The organism is Xylanibacter brevis ATCC 19188, from assembly GCF_000621725.1.
Classification (GTDB): Bacteria; Bacteroidota; Bacteroidia; order Bacteroidales; family Bacteroidaceae; genus Prevotella; species Prevotella brevis.
In genome coordinates, this window is record NZ_JHXM01000014.1 from 1 (window position 1) to 26,471 (window position 26,471).

The following is a 26,471-nucleotide window of genomic DNA, read 5'->3' on the forward strand; positions in this document are numbered from 1 at the left end:
CACTATTCGCTCGTGATAGTGGCACTGTTGCGTTTATAAACTACGTCATTGGTTATGCTATAGTTAAACTCTTGAAGCGAATCTAGAGTCTAGAATAAGTAATTCTAGAGTCTGGAATGCACGCATCTAGACTCTAGAACCGAGCGATCTAGACTCTAGATGCACTGCAAAAGTGGCACTATTGCAACATAAAAGTGGCACTATTGCAACATAAAAGTGGCACTATTGCAACATAAAAGTGGCACTATTGCAACATAAAAGTGGCACTATTGCAACATAAAAGCGCCGCTATTCGCGTGGAATATCGGTGCTATAAGTGTTCGATAGTCGTTATCGTGACTCCATTTCCCTTGCTGTGTCCGCCAGCATCACCAGCGGTCTTTGGTGGTGATGTCATCTGCCCAGCGGTGGTCCTTGGGAAAAGCTTCACCATTCCAGGCCTTCACCTGTGTCCAGGGCTCGGCAGGAGCAGTCCAGAAGTCGTGGTCGGCAGGCAGACCCAGCGGCATCAGCGAGAGCGATGTCATGTAGAGCGAGCCGTTGTTGGTGTACCAGTCGGCCGTCTCAGGCTGATGACCGCAGAAGCCGATGGTGAGGAAGCCACCCTTGTTGTAGTTGTCTTGCTGGTCGTACATGCGGTGCATCACCTTGGTCAGAGCCGCACGCACCTGTCCGTTGCTGAGCTCCTTGGGCAGCGTCTGATACCATGCCATCAGCGCCAGCGGCTGCATGGCTGCCATGCGATAGGGCGTAGAGCGACCTATCACGGGGAAGGTGCCCTCGGGCGAGATGAAACGCTCCAGGATGATGCTGTACTTCTGGGCGCGCTTCAAGGCACGGTCGTAGTATTTCTGATACTCCAGACGCGTGTTGGCCTTGGCGTCGATCATGTTCTGCAGCGTCTCCAAATACATGGCATGGAACACGTAGCTGGAGTAATAGTCGAAGGCAAACACGGGGCCATCGGCATACCAGCCGTCGCCCACGTACCACTCCTCCACCTTGCGGATGGTTGTCATCACGCGGTAGTCGTCATACTCACTGAGTCCGGCAGCCTTGGCAATGAAGCTCTCGATGATGCTGGAGAAGAGAAACCAGTTGGTGTAGGGCGGTTCTATCTTGCGCAGCTTCTTGAACTCCGTGATGTAGCGTTCCTTGGTCACCTTGTCCAGTGGCACCCACAGGGCATCATAGGCACGGATAAACGACTCGGCGATATAGGCGGCGTCCACCAGGTTCTGGCCCGACACGCCCCAACACAGATAGTCGGGCGATTTAGGATCCACGCTGTTCTTATACGATGCCAGCGCCCACTTGCGCAACTGCTGGCGCTGTTGGCTCTCGCGAGTGCTGTCGTCGGGCAGTGCCAGCCATGGGGCGATGCCCGCCATCAGTCGGCCAAAGGTCTCCATATACACCACCTTGCGGTTGCGATTGTCGAACGATGGCGAGAACTCCGTCTGCATGTTCTTCTGCAACTGGCCTTGCGCCATGTTCTTGAGCACGGGCTCAGCCATTCTCTGGGCCTGAATGCACCAGTACTCACGATCGTTCATGGGCAGCCTTCTCTTGTCGCGTGCCGCCATAGGCATTGTCATGATAAAGGCGGCCAACAATACTAGTATTTTCCTCATTTTATTTGATAGTTTTAGTCCTTTATGCGACAAAGGTACGAATTTTTTTCGAAAAAAAATGCAAATGTTTTGTCAATTTAAATAAAAAGTGTATCTTTGTCCCAAACTAAAAACTACATCAACTATTACTCCATCTTAAAGATGGTATTTATGAGAACACATACCATAATACTTTTGCTCTTCATGGCCTTAGTCATGCATGCGCAAGAAACATACGACCCTCTACTCTTTGGAGCTAAGGGTGATGGCCTGACAGATGACGCTGTCGCACTACAGAAAGCCATAGACCGATGCGCTGCCGACGGTGGCGGACGCGTGCTATTGCGCCGCGGACACACGTTTATGGCCGGTCCTGTGGAACTGAAGTCGAACGTAGAACTGCACCTCGAGGCTACCGCCATGCTGATAGCCAATCCCGATGAATCTATCTATCACCTGAGTGCCTTCGGCGAGAACCGGGGCGAGGGCATGCTGTGGCTCTGGGCCGAACATGCTGAGAATATCAGCATCTGCGGCAAGGGCACCATTCATGGCAACGGCATCAGGTTTATGGGTGCCGAGCTGAGCGACAGCTACGAGCTGAAGCCACTGGCCGCCCCCACCTTTGACCCGCGTCCGCACGTGCTGACGCTGACCGACTGCCGCAACCTGCTGATACGCGATGTGACCATCTGCGAGGGCGCCTACTGGACGGTGCACCTGATAGGCTGCGACGGCGCCGTGATAGACGGCATCAACCTGCTGAACAACCTGAAGATACGCAATGGCGACGGCATTGACCTGGACCACTCGCGCCATGTGCGCATCGCTAACTGCCACATCACAAGTGGCGACGACTGCATCTGTCTGAAAAACCGCAGGGAGTTTGCCGAGTACGGGCCCTGCCACGACATCGTGGTCAGCAACTGCGTGATGGCCTCGCGCTCGTGCGCAATTAAAATAGGTAGCGAGAACATGGACTCTATCTACAACGTCTCATTTGCCAACTGCATCATCACTCGCTCTAACCGCGGACTGGGCATCCAGAACCGCGACGAGGGCACCGTGACCGACGTCACCTTCGCGAACATCCAGATGGACCTGCAGTTGTGGAGCGATGTGTGGTGGGGCAAGGCCGAACCCATCTATGTGACCAGCTATCCGCGCGCCAACGGCAACCATAAGGATCAGAACTGGCGCTTCCCCAAGGGCCAGACCGAAGGTCGCTGTGGCGAGGTGAGCCGCATCAGCTTCAGCAACATCACCGCCACCAGCCCCAACGTATGCTTCGTAGGTGGCGACGTGGCGGGCAAGGTGAAGGACATCTACTTCAACAACGTGCGCATCAAAAAAAGCCAAGGGGCGATGCCCAGCGGCCAACTGTCAATAGACAAGCGCCCCTGCAAGGGCGAAGGCTTCCTCGCTGTAGATGAGCAGCTATGGGCCACCGACTGCCCCGTGATGACAGAAAACGCTTTTATCAACAAATAATTTTTTTATCACTAACCCTAAAAAACTAACTTTATGCAAAACGTACAAAAAACATTCAGCCGAGTGCTGATGCTTGCTTTGCTTATGATGGTCAGCACCATGGCCTGGGCACAGCAGCGCATCACCGGTACTGTACAGGACGGTAAGGGTGAACCTCTTATCGGCGTAAGCGTTGTGGAAACAGGTACTACCAATGGTACGGTGACCGACGCTGATGGTAAGTTTGCGATCTCTGTGAAACAGGGCGCGCGCTTGGACATAACCTATATCGGTTATACCAAGAAGACGGTGGCAGCACGCAACGGCATGACTGTTAAACTGGAAGAAGACAACAAGCTGCTCAACGAAGTGGTAGTAGTAGGTTATGGCACCATGCGCCGCAAAGACGTGACCTCGTCTATCACCACCGTGCAGGCTAAGGACCTGAACCAGGGTGTGTTCACCGATCCCGCACAGATGCTGCAAGGTAAGGTGGCTGGTCTGACCGTCACATCTAGCGGTGACCCCAATGGTTCACCTTCAATCACCCTTCGTGGTGTCAGCTCTCTGCGTGAAGGTGCTGCCATGTCTCCTTATTATGTCATCGACGGTATCCCTGGTGTTGACATCTCGATGGTAGCTCCCGATGATATTGAGAGTATCGACGTGCTGCGCGATGCTTCTGCAACAGCTATCTATGGTTCAAAGGCTGCCAATGGTGTGATCATCATCACCACGAAGAGCGGAAGAGAGGGTAAGACAAATATCACATACAATGCTTATGTAGCTTTGGATAAGGTACTGAAGACTCTTGATATGGCTTCTGCAACCGAACTGCGTAACAGCGGTCTGCTGACACCTGCACAGGATGGCGGTGGTGATACCGACTGGCAGGACGAGGTGCTGCGCACAGGTGTAAGCCACAACCATAACGTAAGTATCAGTGGTGGAAACCAGCAAACCAAGTATATGGCCTCTGTCAACTACATGAATCGTCAGGGTGTGGTTCTCGGCACAGGTATGAACCGTGTGAATGCTCGTACGTTGTTGACCAGTAGCCTGCTGAAGGATCGTTTGGAGATTTCTCTGGGCGTGAATGCTATGCAGGGTAAGTTCAAGGGCGTGCCTATGCGCGTTTCTACTGGTGGCGATGCTGGTATGAGTGTGCTTGATGCCATGAACTATTATTCTCCTACCAACCCCGTTCGCAATGCTGATGGCACATGGTATGAGAGCTATATTGGTTCTGCCAACTATAACCCCCTGTCAATGATCTATGAGGACAGCAATCAGAATGAATGGCGCCGTCTGCAATACATTGCCAAAGGTTCGTTGAAGATTATTGACGGATTGGTATGGCATGCAAACTATTCTTACGACAGTGGCCAGAACACCTATAGCTGGTATGAGTCTCATCAGACTCAGATGAACAAGGGCTTTGATGGTCGTGCCCATCGCGATACTTATCTGCGTCACAACCAGACCTTCGAGACCTATGGTAACTACGATGTAACCTTCAACGATATTCACAAGCTTGGCTTGATGGCTGGTTATTCTTGGGAAGAGCGTGAGGATGGTGATGGCTTTGGTGTTACCGTTAATAACTTCTATAACGATGAGACTAGTTTCTGGAACTTGCGCTATGCTAACAATATCAATGGTATCAGCGATGTAACCGGTTCTTCGAAGTCGCAGATTCGTAACATCTCTTTCTATGGTCGTGTGAACTACTCGTTCAACAGCCGCTATATGTTGCAGGCTACAATCCGTCGTGACGGTTCTTCTGTATTCGGTGCTGACCATAAGTGGGGTACCTTCCCCTCTGTATCTGCAGCATGGAACATCACAGAGGAGGAGTTCATGAAGGATCAGAATATCTTCGACCAGTTGAAGCTTCGTCTGGGTTATGGTGTCAGCGGTAATGCTATGGGCTTTGGTGCTTATGACGCTATCACAACCTTTGGTCTGAATGGCAGATCGTTTGAGTACATCCTGCCTGATGGAACTTCTAAGACCATGTATGGCATCTCTGCACAGAACAACGGTAACCCCAAATTGAAGTGGGAGCGTACTGCCATGTTCAACGTAGGTATCGACTTCGCATTCCTGGGTGGCCGCATCAACGGTAGCATTGAATACTATAACAAGAAGACTTCTGACCTGATTTGGAACTACGCTGTTTCTACCAATATTTATCCTTTGGATTGGATTCGTGCTAACGTAGGTGATATTAGTAACAAGGGTATTGAGTTGAACTTGAATGCTACTCCTGTGAAGACGAAGGACTTCCAGTGGCAGACCACAATCAACCTGTCACACAACAAGAATACCGTTGACAAGCTGTCAAACGCTCTGTATTCTGTAGATTATGTTGACGAGGGTAACCCCAACATCGGTGGTATCTCTTCAAATGCTAATACACAGCGTATCATGGAGGGTGAGCCTCTCGGTACATTCTGGACCTATCAGCATGCAGGCTATGACGCCAACGGTAACTCTGTATTCTTTGTTCATGACATTACAAAGCATCAGGATGCTTCTGGCAATATTCAGGCTGATACCTATCAGGATGCCAATGGTAACTGGGTAACCTCTAGTCCTAAGTATGAGGATAAGACCAAGGTTGGCTGCGCTCAGCCAAAGTTGGTTTATGGTTGGAACAATACACTGAACTATAAGAACTGGAACCTCACAGCCTTCTTCCAGGGTGTGATTGGTAACAAGATCTTGAATGCTACAAAGGCACACTATAGCTTCCAGGGACACCTTGCTGGTGGTAAGAACGTTCTTTCTGAAGTTATTAATGATCCTGTTTGGAAGGCTGATGCTAATGCTCATATTCCCAGCGACAAGTATCTGGAGAATGGTAGCTATCTGCGTTTGTCAAGCCTCTCACTGGGCTACACCTTCAAGAATCTTGATGGTTGGGCACAGAGCGTACAGCTCTATGCTACCTGCAACAACCTGTTGACCATTACTGGTTACGATGGTATCGACCCCGAAGTCAACCTTGGTGGTCTGACTCCTGGTATCGATTATCGTGAGACTTTCTATCCTCACACTCGCTCATTCATGTTTGGTGCTAAGATTAACTTCTAAAAATTACGATTATGACTAAGAATAGCATAAAATATTTCCTCCTTGCTGGTTCCGTTTGCTGTGCAACAAGCACGGTTTTGACCAGCTGTAGTGACTTGGATGTCACTCCTGAGGCTCAGTTTACAGCCTATCCCGACACTGAGGAGGCAGTTGAGGCTCAGATGGCCAGTGTATACTACGAACTGCTTGGCACATTGGGTCGTCGATATATGGAAGCTCAAGCGCTGTCAAGCGATGAGTGGATTGGTATTTCCTTTGATGGTGACTATTCTGATGATGGTATCTATGCTCAGAATTCACTGCACAACTTCACCGCTACCAGCGCATGTTTTGACTGGTATAAAAATGTGACTGGTGCTATAGTAGATGCCAACAAGGTTATCTTGAGCATGGGTGGTGAAGAGAATAACGCCACTGCTTCGGCACGTTTCATGCGCGCTTACTTTACTTGGATTCTGGTAGATTGCTTTGGTGATTCTCCAATCCTGGACCGTGTTTTTGCTGAGGGCGAACAAGTGGATCGTGCTCCTCGCGCAGATGTGACTAAATGGATTGAGAGTGAGTTGAAGACAATCATTCCTTTGTTGCCGACAAATGTTGACTTGTCTACCTATGGCAAGCCCACGAAGTATGTTGCAGAGGCTCTATTGGCTAAGTTGTATATCAACTGGCCTGTCTATACTGCCGAGGATGTGACAAAGTATGACGCTGCTGCTTATAGCAACGAACACTTGGATGATGTAGTTGCTCTGGTTGACGATATCGTTGCAAGTGGTAAATTCAGTATCTCAGAAGGCTCGGATGGCTATCGTTCAAAGTTCTGGCCTAACAATGGCGTTCAGATTAAGGACTTTATCTATGCAATGCCTTACGATGCCATCACAGCTCAGGGTTTCCAGTACGCTCGTCCACGCATTTGGCGTCAGGGACGTAATGACGGTCAGGGCGGACCTGGTTACTTCGGTACCGATATCGGCAAATCTACTGGTGGTAACTTCTCTATTACACCTGAGTTCGCTGATCTGCTGATGGCTCTGCCTACTGACGATCGTCAGGAGAATATCCTTGCAGGCAAGATCTATATGTTTGATCCTACGACTTTCGCTAAGACCACTACACCTTATAAATATAATGGTGAGGAGGTTACGCTCGACAAGACTATCCGCCTGAAGTATACTGATGCTGAGAGCAACGCACACTATATTGAGTGGGCTGATGGTATTGCAGATCCTTCAATCTATCCTGTTGATTGCGCTACGCTGAATACTGGTAAGGATGTTAAGGGTTGGAGCCAGGGCTATAAGTCAGTCAAGTACTTCGTAGTTCGTGAGGACTTTATCAACGATCGTAACCAGTCTAATGACTTGCCAATCTTCCGTCTGGCTGATATGCTGTTGCTGAAGGCTGAGGCTATTACTCGTGGCGCTACTGCTACCAATGGCGAAACAGCACAGAGCCTGCTGAACCAGATTCGTGATTACGTTCATGCTCCTCGATTTAATGGTACTCCTACTTTGGATGATATCTATGATGAGCGTGGTCGTGAGCTGTTCGATGAGAACTGGCGTCGTAACGACATGATTCGTTTCGGTCATTTCGAGGATGAATACGGTTTCCACCGTCATGGCTTCCCAACAGCTCGCTTCGACAAGGAATGTCGTATATTCCCCATTCCACAGGCTACTCTTGATGTGAACACCAACTGGAAACAGAACGCTGGTTATTAATACCTGGTATTAAACGATAAGAAAAGTGCCGCTATTCGATGGGAATAGTGGCACTTTTCCTTGTGTAAAGTGGCACTTTTCTCTAAGAAAACGATAGGGTTACTTTTCTTGGAAGTGCAAAAAATAGGGCAATAGGTCTCTTTTTCGAAAAAAAAATGTAACTTTGCCGTAACTTTTATATCCGTCAGTCGTCTTAATATAATAGAGAGGATGAAAGAAATCAGTTTTCGCACCCATGTGTTGCCGCTGAAGAATGAGCTCTTCCGCCTGGCACTTCGCATCACTCTCAACAGGGCTGATGCCGAAGATGTGGTGCAGGAAACCATGATAAAAGTCTGGAACCGACGTGATCGGTGGAACGAGATAGAGTCGATAGAGGCTTTTTGTCTGACCATCTGCAGAAATGTAGCGCTCGACCATCAGAAACGAATGGAAAACCAGAACGCATCTCTCGAAGACGGGAACCACGACGCACCCGACAACTCATACAGCGCCAACCCAGAAGAACAGATGGTGCAGCGCAACAGAGTGGAACGCGTCAGACAGCTGATGGAACAACTGCCCGAGAAACAACGCACCTGTATGCAGCTGCGAGATGTCGAGGGAAAAAGCTATAAAGAGATTGCCACCGTGATGGACATCAGCGAACAGCAGGTGAAGATCAACATCTTCCGCGCCCGTCAAACTATTAAACAGAAATTTACTCAAGAAGAACAATATGGACTATAAGTACATCGAACAGCTGCTGAACCGTTACTTCGAGGCCGAAACAACCTTGAAGGAGGAGCAGATTCTGAAGGCTTTCTTCGAGCAGGACGAGCAGGAACTGCCCGCCGAACTGCGTCAGTACAGAGAGCTTTTTGTTGCCCTGGAGCCAGAAGAGACGCTGGGTGACGACTTCGACGCACGCATGCTGCAGATGACTGAGGAGCGCGTACAGGTGAAGGCACGTAGCATCAGCCTCACAGAGCGCATGCGTCCCTTCTTCCGTGCTGCTGCCGTGGTGGCTGTGGTCATCACTATCGCAGGCGCCCTCGACCAGTCGTTCAAAGAGGACAACACATGGGTCGATGAGTCTGACTTTGCCCAGTACCGCGTTTCCACCAGCGACCCGGCCATGGCCGACCTGAAGGTAGATTCGCTGGCCAGCGACTCGCTGATGAAGCAGTCCACGGGCTATTTGGAATAGAACATTTCTATGCTTTCTCTATATAAATAATCATTAAAATTAAAACAATGGGTGAAGCTGTGAAGTTTCACATATTTGAAAGAATAAAGCCATCCAGTCGAGAGCGACGGATGGCTTTTTCTTTTTCCACTCAAAAATCTCCCTCTTCCTCGGAGAGGGCTGGGGTGAGGCCATTTCCTCCCCCTTGGGGAGGTTAGGAGGGGGACGTTATTTTTACTTCTTCATCCTATGTTGTAGCTGGAACAATGCGGGCATCAGGATAAACATAGAGAAAACCACGGCCAGCAGCTCCTTGGTGGGCTGACTGCCAAAGATATCTATCAACTTGATATTGGGCGAAGGATAAGCCCTAAACAGCAGGTAAGCAGCTGTATTGTTGACCCAGTGGTAGATGATGCCTGGCATCAGACTGCCCGTACGCTCGTACATCCAACCTATCAGCAATCCGATAAGGAACGGATGGAGGAACTGGGCGGGATTCATGTGGGCTACGGCAAACAACAGGGCCGAGAATGTGATCATTAGCCAACGATGCTCGGGCTTCCAGTTCAGCAGCGTGCGCAGCACGGCACCGCGAAACACGACTTCCTCGGCAACAGGTGCCAACAGGCAGATCACAAAGTAGCCACCCGTTATACTCATCAGTTGGGCGCCCATCTGCTCTACCTGTTCAACGTATCGCTGTATGGCTTCAGGCCATTCTGGCATCAGCTCTTGCAGGAACATAGAGGGGATGATGGCTCCCAATGCCGCTAGTACACACCAGAAGAGCACACCAATAGGGCGCGACTCTAGATACTGGCGCGACACCTTGGTCCACCCTGTCCCCATGAACAAGGCTATGCCTGCCACAGCAAACAGGATCATATTAATCAGCATGACTACGCTGGGCAACTCGCCAGCCTGATGGCCAGCATAGAGGCCGTAGCCAAAGGAGACAACTCCCGACACAATCAACTGTAAGGCTAAGAATATCACAACATAGCCCACAGCGTTCAACCATCCTAGTTTATTTGTCATCATCGTATGTTTAGAATTTCTTTTGTTCGTATAGCGTCTTCGTGCATCTGTTGTTTCAGAGCTTCTGCATTCTCGAAGTGCTGCTCGTCGCGCAAGCGGTCTATCAGGTCAACAGTCAATGGCTGGCCGTAGATATCGTCAGAGAAGTCAAACAAATGAATCTCGGCCGTGCGTTGCTGGCCGTCAAAGGTGGGACGCATGCCAATGTTCATCATGCCTGGATGCTGTCCCCAGCACTTCACGGCGTAAACGCCATTGGCTGGCAGTAGCTGTTGCGGGTCGTCGGTCTGCAGGTTGGCCGTGGGGAATCCCAGGTGGCGCCCAATCTGTTCGCCATGGACCACCGTGCCCTGAAGCGAATAAGGACGCCCCAGAAGCGTGCCTGCCTCCTTCACGCGACCTTCGTGCAGCAACTCGCGAAGCAGCGATGAGCACACCGTCTGGCCGTTGACCGTCAGTGGCTTTCCAGCCAGCACATCCATGCCAAGCGTCTGTCCATAGCGCTGATAGTCTTCGAAGCCCTCGCTGCGGTCATGGCCGAAGCGGTTGTCATAGCCCGTCAGCAGCAGTTTCACCTGTAGCGACTTGCACAGCACCTCACTCATAAAGGCAAAAGCCGAGAATGCCGCCATCTGCTTGTTGAAGCGCAGCACCACCACCGTGTCGATGCCCGTAGCTTTCAGCAGTTTCAGCTTCTCGTGCAGTGGTGTCAACAGTTCGGCTTTCCACTCGCCATGTACCACCTGGCGCGGATGACGCTCAAAGGTGACCACCATGGTGCGCAGCCCCATGCGGGCAGCCTCCTCTTTCAGCTGTCCAATCAAGTATTGGTGTCCCTGGTGTACGCCATCAAAGAAGCCAACGGTGGCTGCATAAGCCCCATCGTTCAGCGACTGATCAGGATAAAATATCGTTTTCATTATGCTGCAAAGGTACGAATAAGCGAGCAAAAATGCAAATGAATTTGCAATTTTCCGAACGAGAGCACCCTGCGAGGCACCAGCCTCAAAGGCACTTCCCCACTATTATTTACGTCTTTTTACATAAAAAATTTGGATAATTCGCAAATTACTTGTACCTTTGCACGCTGTAATTGGACTTGTAGCTCAGTTGGTTAGAGCAACAGACTCATAATCTGGAGGTCCCAGGTTCAAGCCCTGGCTGGTCCACACTAAAAATCAAGGAGTTACGCAAATTGCGTAACTCCTTTTTTCATGTCTGCGCAAACAATGCGTAAACATTCAGGTTCTGTTAGGGGTATTTTGGAGAGTCAATAAGCTACATATAGACATCCAACCGGCCGCCATTGACGATGTCATCATGTTGCAGCACATACCGCTTATATGCTTTTCCGTTTAGTTTCATTGACCGGATATAGAAGTCGGCAGGATTCTTCCGATGTGTCACGATCTCAAATTTCTTATCTTTTGCCAGGTGAATGGTGACACGATCGAACAATGGCGTACCAATGGCGTACTGACCTCCAACGGGACAGACAGGATAAAATCCCATCGACGAGAACACATACCACGACGACATCTCGCCACAGTCATCATTGCCTGCATAGCCATTACTGCCAACATTATAGAGTTTAGAACATATCTCTCTAATCAAACGCTGTGTTTTGAGAGGCTGCCCAGCATAAGCATAAAGATAAGCTACATGGTGGCTAGGTTCATTACCATGAACATACTGACCGATAAACCCTGAGGCATTGTCGTTCTTCTCGCCACTCCTGTCCTCAAGAGAGAAGAAACGGTCTAGGCGTTCGCAAAACTTTTTCGCCCCACCCTGTAAGGCAATTAGTCCGTCAATATCATGCGGCACATACCAAGACCACTGCCAGGCATTCCCCTCGGTATAAGGATAACCTCCATTAGCCCCGTATCGTAGTGGGTCGAAAGGTGTGAGCCAACTCCCATCAGAAGTCTTTGCCTGAAAGAATCCATTAGAAGGATTGAAGAGATGACGATAGTTCTGACTACGCTTCATGAAGCGTTGAGAAATGCTATCCTGTCCCAAATAGTGAGCCAACTGAGCCACGCACCAATCATCGAAAGCTTGTTCGAGCGTTATGCTGACCGACTGAGTCTGCTTGTCTTCTGGCATATAACCATAACGCTCCCATAACTCAAAGGGTGAGCCAGGATGCGAAATAGTAGCCGATGCCACACATGCCTTCAAGACGTGCTCGGCATCTATGCCCGACAGTCCTTTCATGACAGCATCGACGACCACCGGGATGGCATGGTTGCCAATCATGCAGTAGTTATCTTGTCCCCACAAATCCCATATGGGCAGGTAACCATAGCTATCGAAATGTGCCAACATGGAATTCACAAACTGTACGTTATGCTCTGGGGCAATGAGCGTATATAGCGGATGTGCTGCACGAAAGGTGTCCCATAGCGAGAAGGTGGAATAGTAGGACTGTCCCTGTGGCATGCGGCGAGTAGAATAGTCTGTAGCAGTATAGTCACCATTGACATCGCTCATGATGTTTGGCTGAATGAAAGCGTGATAGAGAGAAGTATAGAATTTCTGCATGTCTTGGCTTTCGCCTTCCACCTCGATGCGACTTAAAATCTTCTCCCACTGCTCATCAGCCCTTTCCTTATATTCATCGAAATTCCAAGAAAGGGCCTCACGCTCCATATTCAAGCGCGCATTCTCAATGCTTGTAGTAGAAAGTGCAACCTTCACCACCAAAGGAGCATTACTCGTATTATCTGTACAAACCCATGCCTTCAAAGCTTTACCATTGACCACATTCATAGGGCCATAATGGTGGGTATCGTCAAACATATCAAAAGATACTATCTTTCGGGAAAGCTCCATGTGAAAGTACACCCGGCGTAGCTTTGCCCATCCTGTGATCATGCGATAGCCCTCAACAACCGTAGGACTAACGATGCGCAGTTGTGACTGAATGATACGACGCTCCCATGACCCTTTCGGAGCCGAGTGGTCCAAATCGATGAATAATTGCCGAGGTTTGCCCTTGGGGTAGCTGTATCGGTGCACTCCAGTATGAGTCGTAGCTGTCAGTTCTGCCATAATACTATCTTCCAACATTACAGCATAATAGCCAGGATGAGCAACCTCTTGTTCATGGTTAAGGATTGACCAAGTTGCGCCAGTAGTTGAAGGCATCAGCAACAAATCTATCAGGTCGCAAGCACCGGTACCACTCAGTCGAGTATGACTGAATCCACACAAATGCGAATCATTATAGTCGTAGCCCGAAGCCTTATCCCAATCTGGCGACGCCTGTGTATCAGGGCTAAGCTGCACCATACCAAAAGGCACTGTGGCTCCTGGATAACAATTGCCAGACAGCGAGTTCTCAACTGCCCCTGTACCGATAAACGGATTTACATATTTGGTGTATTGGCCAGCCTGTATGCCGAGAACAGACCAGATTGCAATGGCAAAGCCTGCAATGATCTTCGATTTCATTTGACTATATATTTTTTCCCTTCTCTAATATAAATACCACGTTTCAAAGCAACAGACATCCTGCGCCCCTGTAGGTCGAAGACAACGGCAGGCCCTGTATATTGTTCTTTTCCTGCACTCACAATGCCCAATGCGGTATTCTTCTCAATACGATAGATACGAGCATCACAGGCCGGCACCCGATATTGAAAACCGGTAGAGCCTTGGTCTATCATCTCACCCATCCACAGTTCTTTGATCTCCTTGATGCTGGCTGCATCGATGCCCAAGTCGGCAAAGGGCAGCGAGCCAGACAATGGCATGAGCATTTGATAGTTGAACACAGCCACATAGACATATCTGTCGTTCTCGTAAGTCATCAGCGATTCTGCCCCCACGCTTGAAGACGCATTGCCATAGACAGGCCTGAACGACCCACAGGTGCGCGGTATCTCGTTGACGTCTTCGTTGGTCAGGAACATCAGGGCGCGTTGCTGAGAGATGTCGCTATAGTTCTCCCCCACCTTTCCGCTGCCATTATGCAGCACAACGTTCGGACTGAAATTGTCGCCAGTCAGGAATGCGCCCACCACGGCACCACTGGTGATTCGCGCACGGTTAGCCCCCTCGCTCTGAACACCACCTGCCTCTTGGCGCATGGCCATCACCATGTGGTCGGGATCGTTGGCCACGTAGAGCTGGTTCAGCCACCATCCATAGCTGGCATTGTTCATCACGTACTTCGTGTGGTCCATGGCTCCCCATGCATCGCACGAAATTCGTCGGCCGTGTGTGTAGTGATAGGGAAATATAGGTGCGATGCTCAGGTCCAGATACATATCGCCAGCATAACGCATCAGGCAGGCCATACCCTCGTTGTAGGCCTGAATGCCCGTATGACAGTCCTTGTTATACCAACTATCAGCCTCGATAGCACCATTCGACATAAAGTCACATTTCAAGTATTCTATGCCCCACGACTTAAACTTCTGCATTTCGCTCAGCATGAACTGTTTGGTGCCTACATGCGTTGGGTCGAGACAATAGGCGCCGTCAACCACCTTATAACGCCCATGCACCTTCAGCGCGATGTCACGGAAGCGGTATTTATTGCTGGTTCCAGGCACATAGCTCTGCAAGTCGCCAAATCGACAGAACGAACCATAATAAAGACCTGGAATCATATTGTTTTCCTTACAATAGCTCACGAAGCTTTTCACCTGCTGCACAGAGAGGTTATCGTTCCACCACGCATCCAGACTCAGCACCACACGTCCTTCGCGATCATGAAAGCCATGCTCCACCAGGTTATCGCGGATAAAGTTGCCACAATCCATCACCCCTTGATAGGAGATGTCGGTTGACTGCACGCCCCACGAGCTCCAACCATAGGGAGCACCAGCAGCCCATTCGCGCTTGGGGGCTATAAGCGAACAAGCCTGTCCAAATGTCTCCATACCAGTGCGCCAGTCGTCAAACCATCCCATCATAAAACGTGCGGAGCGCACCGTATCTGCTACCACAGCGCCATGAGGCATCACCATCTGTTCGCTCTGTATGGAGTCGTGTGAATGCTCGTCCGTATAACCCGAGATGAGCGCCAGTTCATCTACCTTGTCATAGTCAGAGGCTGTCACACGAACAGCACTTTTCCACAGGTCATGATCAAGTGCACCGCAAATCAATCCGCCACGGGTGTCCGTATTATAAATGGCTGTCACGGCATAAGAGTTCACAGTGCTTCGCAATGTGTTTGAGGCATAGCGAATGAAGCCATCATTGTCCCAAGGCACAAACAGCATGCGGTTCTTCTTGCCCGCTGGCATCACACTGCTGCTGGTGGTGCTTTTCAGCGGCAGCACATAGTTGCTGCTCGTCGTCGAACCATTGGTCATAGACAGTTGAGCCACCATATAAGGATGCGAATCATAGCATGACAACGTTTGAATCAGCACCATGCCATCATCCATTCGGTAGGTAATACACAACTGCCGACCACTGCCAAAAACATCCGAGACATCGTTCTGTTCTACACTGACAGAGGAGGCATTGAACGAGTAATAGGTGTTGTCGCCCTGCCTGGCCTCAGCATAGGCATCCGCCATCAACTGGCGTCCACGATAGTCTATATTCAATCGCTGGGTTGTTTCGTCAAAACGGATGGTCCAGCCATTACTGATGAAATCGGCCGACAGTCCTTTCGCAGAAATGATTAAAGCGAAAAGCAATAAAAACAATTGTCTCATACGGCCTTAATTCTGAACACTTTCACATCCTTGCTGGGAATAGTCTGCACATCGTCTATTCCTACTTTCTTATGACTCCACAACTCCTCTACCGTGTAGGTTTTAGCACCATCAAGTGGTATCAGTTGCTTGTCGAAACGGAAGACACTCGGTTGGTCGGTGTAGTTAAACACCGCCAGATGTATCGTGCCATCAGGTTCTGTGCGGACGAACACATGCTCTGAGCGCTCGTCATTACCCAGCAGCGGACGGAAAGAGCGCCCCGTGGCCAGTCGGTTGATATCGGGATTCGTCAGGTAAAGACGTGCACGGGCAATAGCCATACTATCGGCCGAGAAGTCATCGCCAGTAATATAGACTCCTGTAATCACGCTGGAAGTGATGCGAGCACGGTTCTCGCCCTCGGTAGCATCGCGCAACACCACATGGTCGGCATCGTTATATTGATAAACGCCATCAATCCACCATCCATACGACAGGGCGTTCATAGTGTATTCCGTGTCCTTGATTTTATTCCAGGCATCGCAAGCTATACGACGGCTTTGAGCATACTGGGCAGGGAAGATGGGCGAAATACTGAGGTTGAGGTACATATCAGAGAAGATGCTATCCAACAGATGCATACCGTAATTATAGGCCTGTGTACCCGTGGTCACATCCGAACGATACCACGCATCGGCCTCCATGCGGCCATGAGTCATGAAGTCCATCTTGACGTACTTATAGCCACAGCGGCGAAACAAGTCGTGCGTTTGTTCCATCATGGTCTTCACAGCCGGATGCGTCGGATCAATGGCATAGGCACCATCCAAGTCCTGCGGTTGGCCATCGGCATACAAATAAAGATCCTTATACTTATATTGTTCTACACCCGGTACTTCGCGTTCAGGGTTCTTACCCCAGTCCGTAAAGGGTGTCCAATAGATGCATGGCACCTGATGGTTCTTGACGCAGCGGTCGGCAAAATCCTTAAGCTCCTCTTCAGAGAAGTTGTTCCAGCCAGAGTCCAGTCCGGTGTAGAGCAGACCATCGCTATTGGCAAACGACCGGTTCTGCAACTCCTGTGCAAAGAAATCAGAGATGCGGGTAGAGTTGTTATGATTAACCTTGAAAGCCAAGGCTCCCCATGAGTTCCAGCCTACAGGCATGGCTTTCTCCCATTGACGTGGCGGAGTGACGATCGCATTGGCCTGAGCGAAGCGTTCCAACCCCATACGCCAATCATCATACAGCCCAATCATCATGCGCGCAGAAGTCACCTGTTGTCCTTTGACACTACCATGAGACAACTTGTCGCGCGTCAATTGGTCGGCCACACCACTATATGCCCGCAACTGCAGGGCAGAACTATTCAGTTCAATCGCATTCTTCCACACGTCATGGTCTATGGCACCGATAACCAGTCCATGTCTGCTTTGCGGATTGTACAAAGCCGTCACCTCATAGGAACGAAGCATGGCGGTGTCTGGCAGCTGATGCGAAGAGAAACGCACCCAGGCATCGTTGTCGAAAGGCACAAACAGCGCCCGCTGATGCTGTCCGAAGAGCGCTGCATTGGCATGCTCCATCACGATAGGCGCAATATAGTTAGAACAAACACCTTTGTCGGCCGACACGCAGACATCCGTCAAAATAAAATCTTCATAGACATAGAAGTGCTGAGTCAGCGTGGGAAGAAGCTGGCTGGTATATGTGATAGTCCAAAGCTTTCCCTCTCCGAATTGATCCATGATGTGCTTGACCGAGAACGACGGTTCCTTATACGCTTGTGTGCTGATGACCGTTTCGTCCTCAAGGCGGTACTCAGCAGTCATGTTCGTGGCAATTTTTTCTTGTCCGCGCTGAATGTTAATACCATTTTGATATGACAACGACCACTTACCCTGGGTCACGCTCCTTGTTTCGCTGCATCCAGTTGTCAAAGAGCACAGCAACATGAGGAGGAAAAGATAATACTGATGTTTCTTGTTCATAATTACTAACAGACTGTTTTGATTCTGCATGCAAAGTTACGCAAAACAAAACAGTCTGTAGATTGATATTTTTGCCATTATATAGAAGATATGTTGCAATCAGTCCTTTTTCATGGCAAATTCCTTTGGTGTCATACCAAATTGCTTCTGGAACAACTTGATGAAGTAGCTGGGAGAACTGATGCCCACCATCTCGCACACCTCATTGGAACGGTAGCCCTTCTCGCGAATAAGTTCGGCAGCCTTCTTCAGACGGATTAGACGGATGAAGTCTATGGGGGTCATATCGCTCACCTCTTTAATCTTGCGGTGCAGACTGCTGCGACTCATACACATCTCGGCTGCCAACTGCTCCACGTTGAACTCAGGCTGACGAATGTTCTTCGTAATCTTCTCGGTAATCTGACTGATGAACTGTTCCTCGACCTTAGAGATGCCACCCGACTGCACTGGCAGGTAAGGGCGCTTCACAAAGCTTTCGCGCTCACGCTGTCTATTCTGCAAGAGCGTGTCTATCTGTGTCAGCAGATGAGCAAAGGAGAATGGCTTTTCAATATAGGCATCAGCACCTGCTCGTAGGCCCTCCAACCTATTGTCAAGCGTCTGTCGGGCTGTGAGCATGACCACCGGTATATGACTGGTTTCCATATCTTCTTTCAACTGTCGGCACATCTCGAGGCCATCCATCTCTGGCATCATGATATCGCTCACCACCAGATCGACATGTTCACGGTGGGCCTTGGCCAGTCCCTGCACGCCATTCTGTGCTTTCACAATCTGATAGTGAGCAGACAAGCCGTCAACGATGAGCTGCATCACCTCTTCATTGTCTTCTACCACCAGCACCGTATGCTCGTGGTGAGTGCTGCCCACCGATGGAAAGGCGTCGTCAACAATATTATCCAGGTCGGCACTGGCGGTTGCGCTGGCCATCTCTGCAGGACCTTGCATCTCGATGACATGCTGCTGCTTCAGCGGCAGCGTGAGCACAAAGTCATTGTATTCCGAACGTGTATTGACGGTCAGCGTGCCACCATGCATCTCGGCCAGCGAGCGCGCCATAGCCAATCCCAAACCAGAGCCCGACTGCACATGTGTGTTATCCAACTGGGTGAAGGGCTTGAAGATGTATTCTGCCTTGTCGTCGGGAATCTTGGCACCGTCATTCATCACGTGCAGCTGCAGCTGGTCTGCCTCGGTACGCACGCTGACCTGGATAAACGACTCGCTGTATTTGCGCGCGTTGTTCAGCAAATTACTGATGATCTTTGTCATGGCTTCACTATCGGCCTGCAGCACAATGTCTTCTGTCTCTATGTCAAGACTGATGGTCTTGTTCATGCGACTGATGGCTGGTTCGAAGCGTTCCACGATGCTCGTCAACATGTCATTGAGGTTGATATTGACAAACGAGAGGTTCACGCTGTTTGACTCAACCTTTCGGAAGTCAAGCAACTGGTTGATGAGGTTCAACAGGCGCTTGGTGTTCTTGCCTATGGCCTTGATGTCTTTCTGCAAGACAGGACTATCGACCTGCTGTTCGTTCATATTCTCAACCGAACCGTTGATCAAAGTCAGCGGTGTACGTATTTCATGCGTGATGTCGGTGAAGAAATTAATCTTTGACTGAAGCAGTTCCTTGTCTTTCTCCTCCATGAAACGTGCCTGCCGTTCTTTCTCCTTCTGACGCTGTCGCTGCTGTATGAAACGGAACACGCCATAGGCAACGGCGCTCAACAGCAACAAATAGAGCATTTTCATCAGAGGCGACAGCCACCAAGGGTGTGCTACCACGATTTGCAATTCAGTGATTTCATCGCCACCTGCCGGTCGCACCCGGAACGTATAGGTGCCGGGCTGAAGCCGCGAAAAGCTGATGTCCTCATCGTTGTTGCGCACCAATATCCAATTGTCGTCAACACCACTGAGCTGATACTCATAACTGTCGCCTTCCACGCCACGGTAGTTGAGCGATGATACGCTGAGCGAAAAGCTGGAGAAATCATGTGGCAGATAGATTTTCTTGGCCTCAATAATATTCGTCTCAAGGATATCGCTCTCGCCAGGCAGGATGTCCATGCGGTCCACACGAAGATTTGTGATGAGCACCTTTCCCTGCTGGTCTTTTCCTGCCAGCATCGGATTAAAGGCCACGATGCCCTGCGTACCGCCAAAATACATGGTTCCATCGGCACCGACCACAGCCGACTTATAGTTGTACTGGTTGCCTGGTAATCCGCTGCTGTTAGGGTAAACCAATGTGATCTGGTCGGCCAGACTGCCACACACCAACCCGTGATTCGTACCAAACCACAGACGGTGGAGCTTATCTTCCAGCACCTTGTAGGTGACATCGTCAGGAAGTCCGTCGGCACGGCTCCACGACTTCCACTTCTGGGTGTCGGGATGATAAGCACAGAGACCGCCTCTGTCGGTAGCAAACCAAAGCCGGCCTTCGTGGTCTATACTGATACTCGACACATCGTTGGAACTGATGCTGCCGGTATTAGACAGGTACTGCTGAGTACGGCCAGAACGAACATCATACCTGAACACGCCACTACCGATGGTGGCCACCCAGATATGCCCTTGATGATCCTGCACGATGTCCTGCACGAAGATGTCTGGGATGGCCGTCACCTTGTTGAATCGCATGTCGTGACTGCGAATATAGACGCCCTTGGCCGTGCCAAGCCACACGTTGTCATCGCGATCTTTGAACAGCGCATACACAGAGCCCTCGCCCTGCAGTCCCAGTTGTTCGGGCGAGTAGTGCGTGATTTTATGGGTGTTCACACTGATGATGTCGAGTCCGTTCTTAAACAGACCAGACCACACCTCGCCACCATCGACCATCAAGGCCAAACGGTTGGTGCCGCCCTTATACTGTGGCGTGGGCAGTTTCTCGAACTCCTGCAGGTCAGGATGAAACACATTGATATGTCCCTCCTCCATGGATATCCAGATATCGCCTTTGCCATCACACTGCATCTCGCGGATATGCTTATTGCTCAGTGCACCGGGAAGACCAGTGGGGATATAGCTATAGAAATGAATACCGCGTGGAGGCATATAGTTTACGCCACTCTGCATGGTGCCGATCCACAGTCCACCATCGCGGTCGCGATAGAGTGTGTATAGCATATTGTCGCTGAGCGTATTGGGAATAATACCACCCTCACGGATATGTTGCTCGCTATGCTGCTGTTCGTTGATGATATAAAGTCCATCCTGCGTGGCCACATAGATATTTCCTTGATAGTAGTCTATGGCACGTATCACCTTATAGTGCACGTTGGAAGCCTCAACAATCCGCAACTCATTGGTCCGCGGATTAAACTTCTTCAGTTGGCCTTCATGCTCGCCAATGAGAATCCAGTCATCATAATTTACCACCTTATAGATGTCCTGTCCCAGCAAGCCTTCGGCAAACTGTTTCATGCGCCCCGTGGGTTGATCCAGGAGAAACAAGCCCTGGCCTGCCGTTGCTATCCACACTTCTCCATCGGGCCTGATGCACAGGCTCTGTGGGTCATAGGTTGCATCGTCCGACTGGCGTCTGGTGGAATAGCGCGTCAGACTGTTCTGCTGCACATCATAACGGAAGACGCCCTCCAAGGGTGAGACAATCCAGATATGTCCATTCTTGTCTTGCTTGATTTCCGAGATCCAGTTGCGTATCTGAATATGATCCTGTGATGCCACATCGAAAGAGGAGAACGTCTCCACGTCGGGGTTGAATACAAACACGCCTTTATCAGTACCCACCCACAGCTGTCCTTTGTCATCCTCCATGAGTGCAGAGATATTGTGGTTGCCTCGTTGTGCGACGTGATCCGTCACGTCATAATGCTTCAGCTGTCTGCCATCGTAGCGGTCCAGTCCGTTCTTCGTTCCCAACCACACAAGTCCCCAGCGGTCTTGCACGATGCTTTTCACATAGTTTTCCGAAAGGCCGTTACGGTTATCCAGATGGGTGAAATAGTAAACCAGGTTGGCATCGATAGCCCAACAGTCCTGACTTCCAAGAATGGTGGCTAACGAAATGGCAAGTATCAATAGAAATTTTTTCATAGGTGCAATAATATTTATTTGGATGCAAAAATAATAATAAATACTGAGATACGCACGCGCTTTACGATATAAAAATTGATACGGATGTAGCAAAATAGAACACGTTTGTTTCAGCGGCTGCGTTTCTCCTCAAAAGTACCATTCTTAGATACATATCGTTGCAGAGATAACAACCAAGTTCACTAATTTTGCAGCACAAAACCGCAAAAACATGAAACGATTGATTATCCTTGCAATGCTGCTTACTGCGATGGGCACTTATGCAGAAAAGATCAACATCAACATCAACATCGCAACACAAAACACGCAGCTGACACTCCAGGTCAAAGACGACGGACGCTTGTACCAGACATACCTGGGAGCACGCCTGTCTGACCACACACCACTTGCCACGCTCGACATGCCTCGCATGGCCGGCGCCAGTAGCATCGTCACCCATGGAAACGAAGTCTATCCCGTCATGGGCACCGAAGACTTCTACGAGCCTGCATTTGAAATAAGACATGCTGACGGCAATCCTACCAGCGTACTGAAATACGTATCGCATACGCAAAAGGGCAACGAAACCATCATCACGCTGCGCGACGAGCTCTATCCCGTCACGGTGGCACTCCACTATGAGGTCTTCCCCGATGAGGACATCATCAAGCAATGGAGCGAGATAAGTCACCAGGAAAAGGGAAAGGTGTATATCTCGCGCTATGCTTCCAGCATGCTATACTTTGAGGCTGACCGCTACTTTCTGACAGAATTCACGAGCGAGTGGATTCGAGAAATGCAAATGAAGACACAGGAATTGTTTTTTGGTAAAAAGATTGTTGATACAAGACTTGGCACACGCGCTGCCCTATTTGCCCAACCATTCTTTGAGGTTGGCCTAGGGCGCCCTGTAGCCGAGGAAGAAGGTACCGTGCTGATGGGAACCATTGGCTGGACTGGCAATTTCCGCTTCACATTCGAGGTGGACCACCAGCGCCAACTGAGAGTCATCAGCGGTATCAACCCTGACGCTTCTACCTATCTGCTGAAAAAGAATGAGGTCTTCCGCACGCCCGATTTCTACTTCACACTGTCGCAAAACGGTGCCGGAGAAGGTAGCCGCCGATTCCAGCGATGGGCCATCAAACACCAGCTCAACAAGGGCGAAGACGACCGCATGACACTGTTGAACAACTGGGAAAACACCTATTTCGATTTTGACGAAAAGAAACTGACGTCCCTGTTTGAAGAGGCTAAAGACCTGGGCGTGGATCTGTTCTTGCTCGACGACGGCTGGTTTGGCAATAAGTACCCACGCAAAGACGACCACGCAGGACTGGGCGACTGGCAGGCCACAACAGCCAAACTGCCCAACGGCATACCATACCTCGTCAAGAAAGCAAATGAAACGGGCATTGCCTTTGGCATATGGATAGAACCAGAGATGGTGAACCCGAAGAGTGAACTGGCCGAGAAGCATCCCGACTGGATACTGAAACTGCCCAACAGAGATACTTATTATTTCCGCAACCAGCTGGTGCTCGACCTTGCTAATCCTCGTGTTCAAGACTTTGTCTATAGTGTGGTGGACAACCTCATGAAAGAAAACCCACAACTGAAGTTCATGAAGTGGGACTGCAACTCGCCTATCACCAATATCTACTCTACCTATGAGAAAGAGCATCAAGGCAATCTCTATATCGACTACGTACGCGGCCTCTACAACGTTCTTCAGCGTGTTCATGCCAACTATCCAGATCTTTACATGATGATGTGCTCTGGCGGTGGCGCGCGCTCAGACTTCGAAGGCTTGAAATATTTCACCGAGTTCTGGTGTTCTGACAACACAGATCCAGTGTCACGTCTCTATATCCAGTGGGGCTATTCGCAGTTTATTCCGTCAAAGGCCATGTGCTCGCACGTCACCAACTGGAACAGACAGGCTAGCGTAAAATTCCGTCTTGACGTGGACTTCACCTGCAAGCTGGGATTCGACATCGGACTGGCAGACATGTCTGAGCAGGACAAGCAATACTGCAGGGAAGCCATCCAGGAGTATAACAGGCTGAAGCCTATTATCTATTCTCCCAACCTCTATCGTCTGATGTCGCCTTATGACGGCGAGCACTGTGTGCTGCAGCGCGTGAACGACGACCGCTCACATGCCTTGCTCTTTGCCTACGACATCCATCCGCGTGTCACCGACTACCAACTGCCCGTGTGCCTGCGAGGTCTCGACGCAGAAGCGCAATATCGCGTTCGCGAGATCTGCCTGATGCCCGGTCAACAGAGCTGGCTGGACTGTCACGACAAGGTCTATACGGGCGATTACCTGATGAAGGTGGGCCTAAGAGTGACATCGGGCAACGCGCTGGTGAGCCATATCATTGAGATCATAAAAGAATAGTAATAACTCATATTTAAGCAAAAAGCGTTTTAGGTTTTTAATGAAAGCTGCTGCATACGCGATGTATGTAGCAGTCTTTTTCTCTGTATGATGACACCTGCGAAAAAGGCTAAAAGAACATCGCCACAAGCTTTCTGACCCAAAAATGCTTTAAACTGACATGATTTTATTAATTCTTCTCAGATAATTTCTATACTTTTGCATACTGTAATTCGTTTAACCAATAAAGAAATGAAACCTATTAGTTTAATCCTAACATCAATGGCTGCTATTGCAACTCTGCAATTGAGTGCACGCCCCGTCATGCCACCTTTGTTCACAGACAACATGGTCATCCAACAACAGACCGATGCCCCCATCTGGGGTACGGCAAAGGCTGGTAAGAAAGTGACTATTACAGCTTCTTGGAACCAGACTACGGTCTCTACCACGGCCGATGCCAACGGCCACTGGCGCACCTCGCTGCGCACACCTCAGGCTGGAGGTCCCTACACCATCACCATCAGCGATGGACAGAAGATCACCTTAAAGAATGTCATGGTGGGCGAAGTATGGCTCTGCTCCGGACAGTCCAACATGGAGATGCCCATCGACGGATGGTCACGAGTCAACAACTACGAGCAGGAGAAAGAGGAGGCCAATCAGTATTCAAACATCCGCCTGTTGCAGGTGCGTAAGAACATATCACCAACGCCTCTCAACGAGATGGAGACCAATCTTGGCGGTGGATGGCAGGTATGCTCGGCCAAAAGCGTAAAGGAATTCTCGGCCACGGGCTACTTCTTCGGACGAGAGATACATAAATATCGCAATGTCCCGGTAGGACTTATCGACGCCTCGTGGGGCGGCACCTTCATTGAGCCGTGGACCAGCGCCGAAGCACTCCGTCAGCATCCCGACATGACAGAGGCACTGAACGACGTCAGCAAGCTCCCCACCGACAAGACCGAGCGAGATAATATCTATCTCAATCAACTGAACCAGTGGAAACAGCAGGAACGCAGCCTCGACCCAGGGTATGAGGGAGAGAAACCACTCTGGGCAATGACCTCGTTCGACGATAGTCAGTGGCCTGAGATGACGATCCCCGTGCAATGGGAAAAGGCCGGACTGACCAACTATGACGGTGCTGCATGGCTACGTCGCACGATAGACATTCCCGCATCATGGGCTGGCAAGGAAGTAAAACTGTCTATGGGCGGACTCGTTGACGACATCGACTTCACCTACTTCAACGGCATACAGGTGGGCCAGACCAACAGCTATGGCGAGAAACGCGACTACACCATTCCTTCACGATGTGTAAAAGCAGGCCGCTCCACACTCGCCGTACACCTCATCGACACCGGTGGCGACGGCGGTATCTACAGTCCTGCCGACCAACTCTACCTGGAGTGCCGCGGTGAGCGCATCTCACTGGCTGGCAACTGGCATTACAAAGCCACCACACCCATGGTCTCACTGCCCCGCATTCCCGTCAACAACACCTCTTCACCTAATCAGGTCACGGTGCTGTACAACGCTATGATCAACCCCATGGTAGATTTTGCCATTCGCGGCACCATCTGGTATCAGGGCTGCAACAACGAGCACAAAGGCTATCAGTACCGCGAACTGCTGCCGCTGATGATTCGCGACTGGCGCCATAAATGGGGCTACGACTTCCCCTTCTACATCGTTCAACTGGCCAACTACAAACAACTGCAGACCGAACCTGGTGACGATGAATGGGCTGAAGTGCGCGAAGCACAGGCCATGGCTGCCCAGCACGTAGAGAACTCTGGACTGGCATGCCTCATTGACATTGGCGAAGCTGGCGACATTCATCCACGCAACAAGCAGGAGGTGGGCCGCCGCTTAGGACTGGTGGCTCGCGCAAAGACCTATGGCGAACAACTGGAATATGCCGGACCCACCTACAACGGCTATCAGATTGAAGACAACGCCATTCGTATCTGCTTCACCCATGCCGACGGTTTACGCACGTCTGACGGAGGCCCCCTGAAGGGATTTGCAATTGCAGGAAGCGACCATCGCTGGCATTGGGCCAACGCACGCATCGAGGGACAGACCGTCGTCGTCTCTTGTCCTGAGGTGGCATCGCCTGTGGCCGTGCGCTACGCATGGCATGTCAACCCCCTCTGCAATCTGCAGAACGCAGCAGGTCTGCCCTGTGTGCCTTTCCGCACCGACGACTGGCCTGGTCTGTCTATCAACAATCACAATGCCAACTGAT

At 50.3% G+C, this 26,471-nt stretch carries 14 protein-coding genes and 1 tRNA gene; 8 read left to right on the plus strand and 7 right to left on the minus strand.

The annotated features are described in order from the left end of the window. Positions 1–368: 368 nt before the first annotated feature. Positions 369–1,598, minus strand: coding sequence for a DUF2264 domain-containing protein (locus T433_RS0108955; protein ID WP_428837374.1), 1,230 nt, complete (start codon positions 1,596–1,598; stop codon positions 369–371). 219 nt (positions 1,599–1,817) lie between these two features. Between T433_RS0108955 and T433_RS15040 the strand changes: the two genes are divergently transcribed. From T433_RS15040 to T433_RS0108980, 5 genes are all read left to right on the plus strand, one after another. Beyond that, positions 1,818–3,104, plus strand: coding sequence for a glycoside hydrolase family 28 protein (locus tag T433_RS15040; protein WP_248616506.1), 1,287 nt, complete (start codon positions 1,818–1,820; stop codon positions 3,102–3,104). Positions 3,105–3,137: 33 nt separating this feature from the next. Then, positions 3,138–6,182: a SusC/RagA family TonB-linked outer membrane protein gene (locus T433_RS0108965; protein WP_027455555.1), complete on the plus strand. Its 3,045-nt coding sequence runs from the start codon at positions 3,138–3,140 to the stop codon at positions 6,180–6,182. Between the two features lie 11 nt (positions 6,183–6,193). After that, positions 6,194–7,909, plus strand: a complete 1,716-nt coding sequence (locus T433_RS0108970) for a RagB/SusD family nutrient uptake outer membrane protein (RefSeq protein ID WP_027449331.1) — start codon at positions 6,194–6,196, stop codon at positions 7,907–7,909. A gap of 210 nt (positions 7,910–8,119) precedes the next feature. Continuing rightward, positions 8,120–8,638: an RNA polymerase sigma factor gene (locus T433_RS0108975; protein ID WP_027449332.1), complete on the plus strand. Its 519-nt coding sequence runs from the start codon at positions 8,120–8,122 to the stop codon at positions 8,636–8,638. Further along, entirely contained in the window at positions 8,628–9,098 is a 471-nt protein-coding gene (locus T433_RS0108980; protein ID WP_027455556.1) for a hypothetical protein, read from the plus strand. Before T433_RS0108975 ends, T433_RS0108980 begins: the two co-directional genes overlap by 11 nt. 213 nt (positions 9,099–9,311) lie before the next feature. Here T433_RS0108980 and T433_RS0108985 read toward each other — a convergent pair whose 3' ends face one another. After that, positions 9,312–10,121 carry a CPBP family intramembrane glutamic endopeptidase gene (locus T433_RS0108985; protein ID WP_027455557.1) on the minus strand — a complete coding sequence of 270 codons (810 nt, stop codon included), beginning with the start codon at positions 10,119–10,121 and terminating at the stop codon, positions 9,312–9,314. Beyond that, complete coding sequence (locus T433_RS0108990) at positions 10,118–11,038, minus strand: bifunctional riboflavin kinase/FAD synthetase (RefSeq protein ID WP_027455558.1); 921 nt, start codon at positions 11,036–11,038, stop codon at positions 10,118–10,120. Before T433_RS0108990 ends, T433_RS0108985 begins: the two co-directional genes overlap by 4 nt. A 175-nt stretch (positions 11,039–11,213) precedes the next feature. Between T433_RS0108990 and T433_RS0108995 the strand changes: the two genes are divergently transcribed. After that, a tRNA-Ile gene (locus T433_RS0108995) sits at positions 11,214–11,287 on the plus strand. A 109-nt stretch (positions 11,288–11,396) separates the two neighbouring features. Here the strand turns inward: T433_RS0108995 and T433_RS0109000 are convergent. The 4 genes from T433_RS0109000 to T433_RS0109015 form a co-directional block, all read right to left on the minus strand. Next, positions 11,397–13,577 carry a GH92 family glycosyl hydrolase gene (locus T433_RS0109000; protein WP_027455559.1) on the minus strand — a complete coding sequence of 727 codons (2,181 nt, stop codon included), beginning with the start codon at positions 13,575–13,577 and terminating at the stop codon, positions 11,397–11,399. After that, a complete protein-coding gene (locus T433_RS15045) occupies positions 13,574–15,802 on the minus strand; it encodes an alpha-galactosidase (RefSeq protein WP_155808444.1) in 2,229 nt (742 codons plus the stop codon). Before T433_RS15045 ends, T433_RS0109000 begins: the two co-directional genes overlap by 4 nt. After that, entirely contained in the window at positions 15,799–17,775 is a 1,977-nt protein-coding gene (locus tag T433_RS0109010) for an alpha-galactosidase (RefSeq protein ID WP_027455560.1), read from the minus strand. The genes T433_RS15045 and T433_RS0109010 overlap by 4 nt, the downstream gene beginning before the upstream one ends. 99 nt (positions 17,776–17,874) lie before the next feature. Further along, complete coding sequence (locus T433_RS0109015; RefSeq protein ID WP_027455561.1) at positions 17,875–21,849, minus strand: two-component regulator propeller domain-containing protein; 3,975 nt, start codon at positions 21,847–21,849, stop codon at positions 17,875–17,877. 211 nt (positions 21,850–22,060) lie between these two features. Between T433_RS0109015 and T433_RS0109020 the strand changes: the two genes are divergently transcribed. Together T433_RS0109020 and T433_RS0109025 are read left to right on the plus strand one after the other, a co-directional pair. Then, on the plus strand, positions 22,061–24,235 hold the full coding sequence (locus tag T433_RS0109020; RefSeq protein WP_027455562.1) for an alpha-galactosidase: 2,175 nt from the start codon (positions 22,061–22,063) through the stop codon (positions 24,233–24,235). Between the two features lie 231 nt (positions 24,236–24,466). Then, positions 24,467–26,470 (plus strand): sialate O-acetylesterase, encoded by a 2,004-nt coding sequence (locus T433_RS0109025; protein ID WP_027455563.1) that lies wholly within the window; start codon positions 24,467–24,469, stop codon positions 26,468–26,470. Position 26,471: the final 1 nt, after the last annotated feature.

Excerpts from the sequence above, each read along its gene's own strand:
- T433_RS0108955 (WP_428837374.1), bottom strand. The coding sequence starts at position 1,598 with ATGACAATGCCTATGGCGGCACGCGACAAGAGAAGGCTGCCCATGAAC.
- T433_RS15040 (WP_248616506.1), top strand. The coding sequence starts at position 1,818 with ATGGCCTTAGTCATGCATGCGCAAGAAACATACGACCCTCTACTCTTT.
- T433_RS0108965 (WP_027455555.1), top strand. The coding sequence starts at position 3,138 with ATGCAAAACGTACAAAAAACATTCAGCCGAGTGCTGATGCTTGCTTTG.
- T433_RS0108970 (WP_027449331.1), top strand. The coding sequence starts at position 6,194 with ATGACTAAGAATAGCATAAAATATTTCCTCCTTGCTGGTTCCGTTTGC.
- T433_RS0108975 (WP_027449332.1), top strand. The coding sequence starts at position 8,120 with ATGAAAGAAATCAGTTTTCGCACCCATGTGTTGCCGCTGAAGAATGAG.
- T433_RS0108980 (WP_027455556.1), top strand. The coding sequence starts at position 8,628 with ATGGACTATAAGTACATCGAACAGCTGCTGAACCGTTACTTCGAGGCC.
- T433_RS0108985 (WP_027455557.1), bottom strand. The coding sequence starts at position 10,121 with ATGATGACAAATAAACTAGGATGGTTGAACGCTGTGGGCTATGTTGTG.
- T433_RS0108990 (WP_027455558.1), bottom strand. The coding sequence starts at position 11,038 with ATGAAAACGATATTTTATCCTGATCAGTCGCTGAACGATGGGGCTTAT.
- T433_RS0109000 (WP_027455559.1), bottom strand. The coding sequence starts at position 13,577 with ATGAAATCGAAGATCATTGCAGGCTTTGCCATTGCAATCTGGTCTGTT.
- T433_RS15045 (WP_155808444.1), bottom strand. The coding sequence starts at position 15,802 with ATGAGACAATTGTTTTTATTGCTTTTCGCTTTAATCATTTCTGCGAAA.
- T433_RS0109010 (WP_027455560.1), bottom strand. The coding sequence starts at position 17,775 with ATGAACAAGAAACATCAGTATTATCTTTTCCTCCTCATGTTGCTGTGC.
- T433_RS0109015 (WP_027455561.1), bottom strand. The coding sequence starts at position 21,849 with ATGAAAAAATTTCTATTGATACTTGCCATTTCGTTAGCCACCATTCTT.
- T433_RS0109020 (WP_027455562.1), top strand. The coding sequence starts at position 22,061 with ATGAAACGATTGATTATCCTTGCAATGCTGCTTACTGCGATGGGCACT.
- T433_RS0109025 (WP_027455563.1), top strand. The coding sequence starts at position 24,467 with ATGAAACCTATTAGTTTAATCCTAACATCAATGGCTGCTATTGCAACT.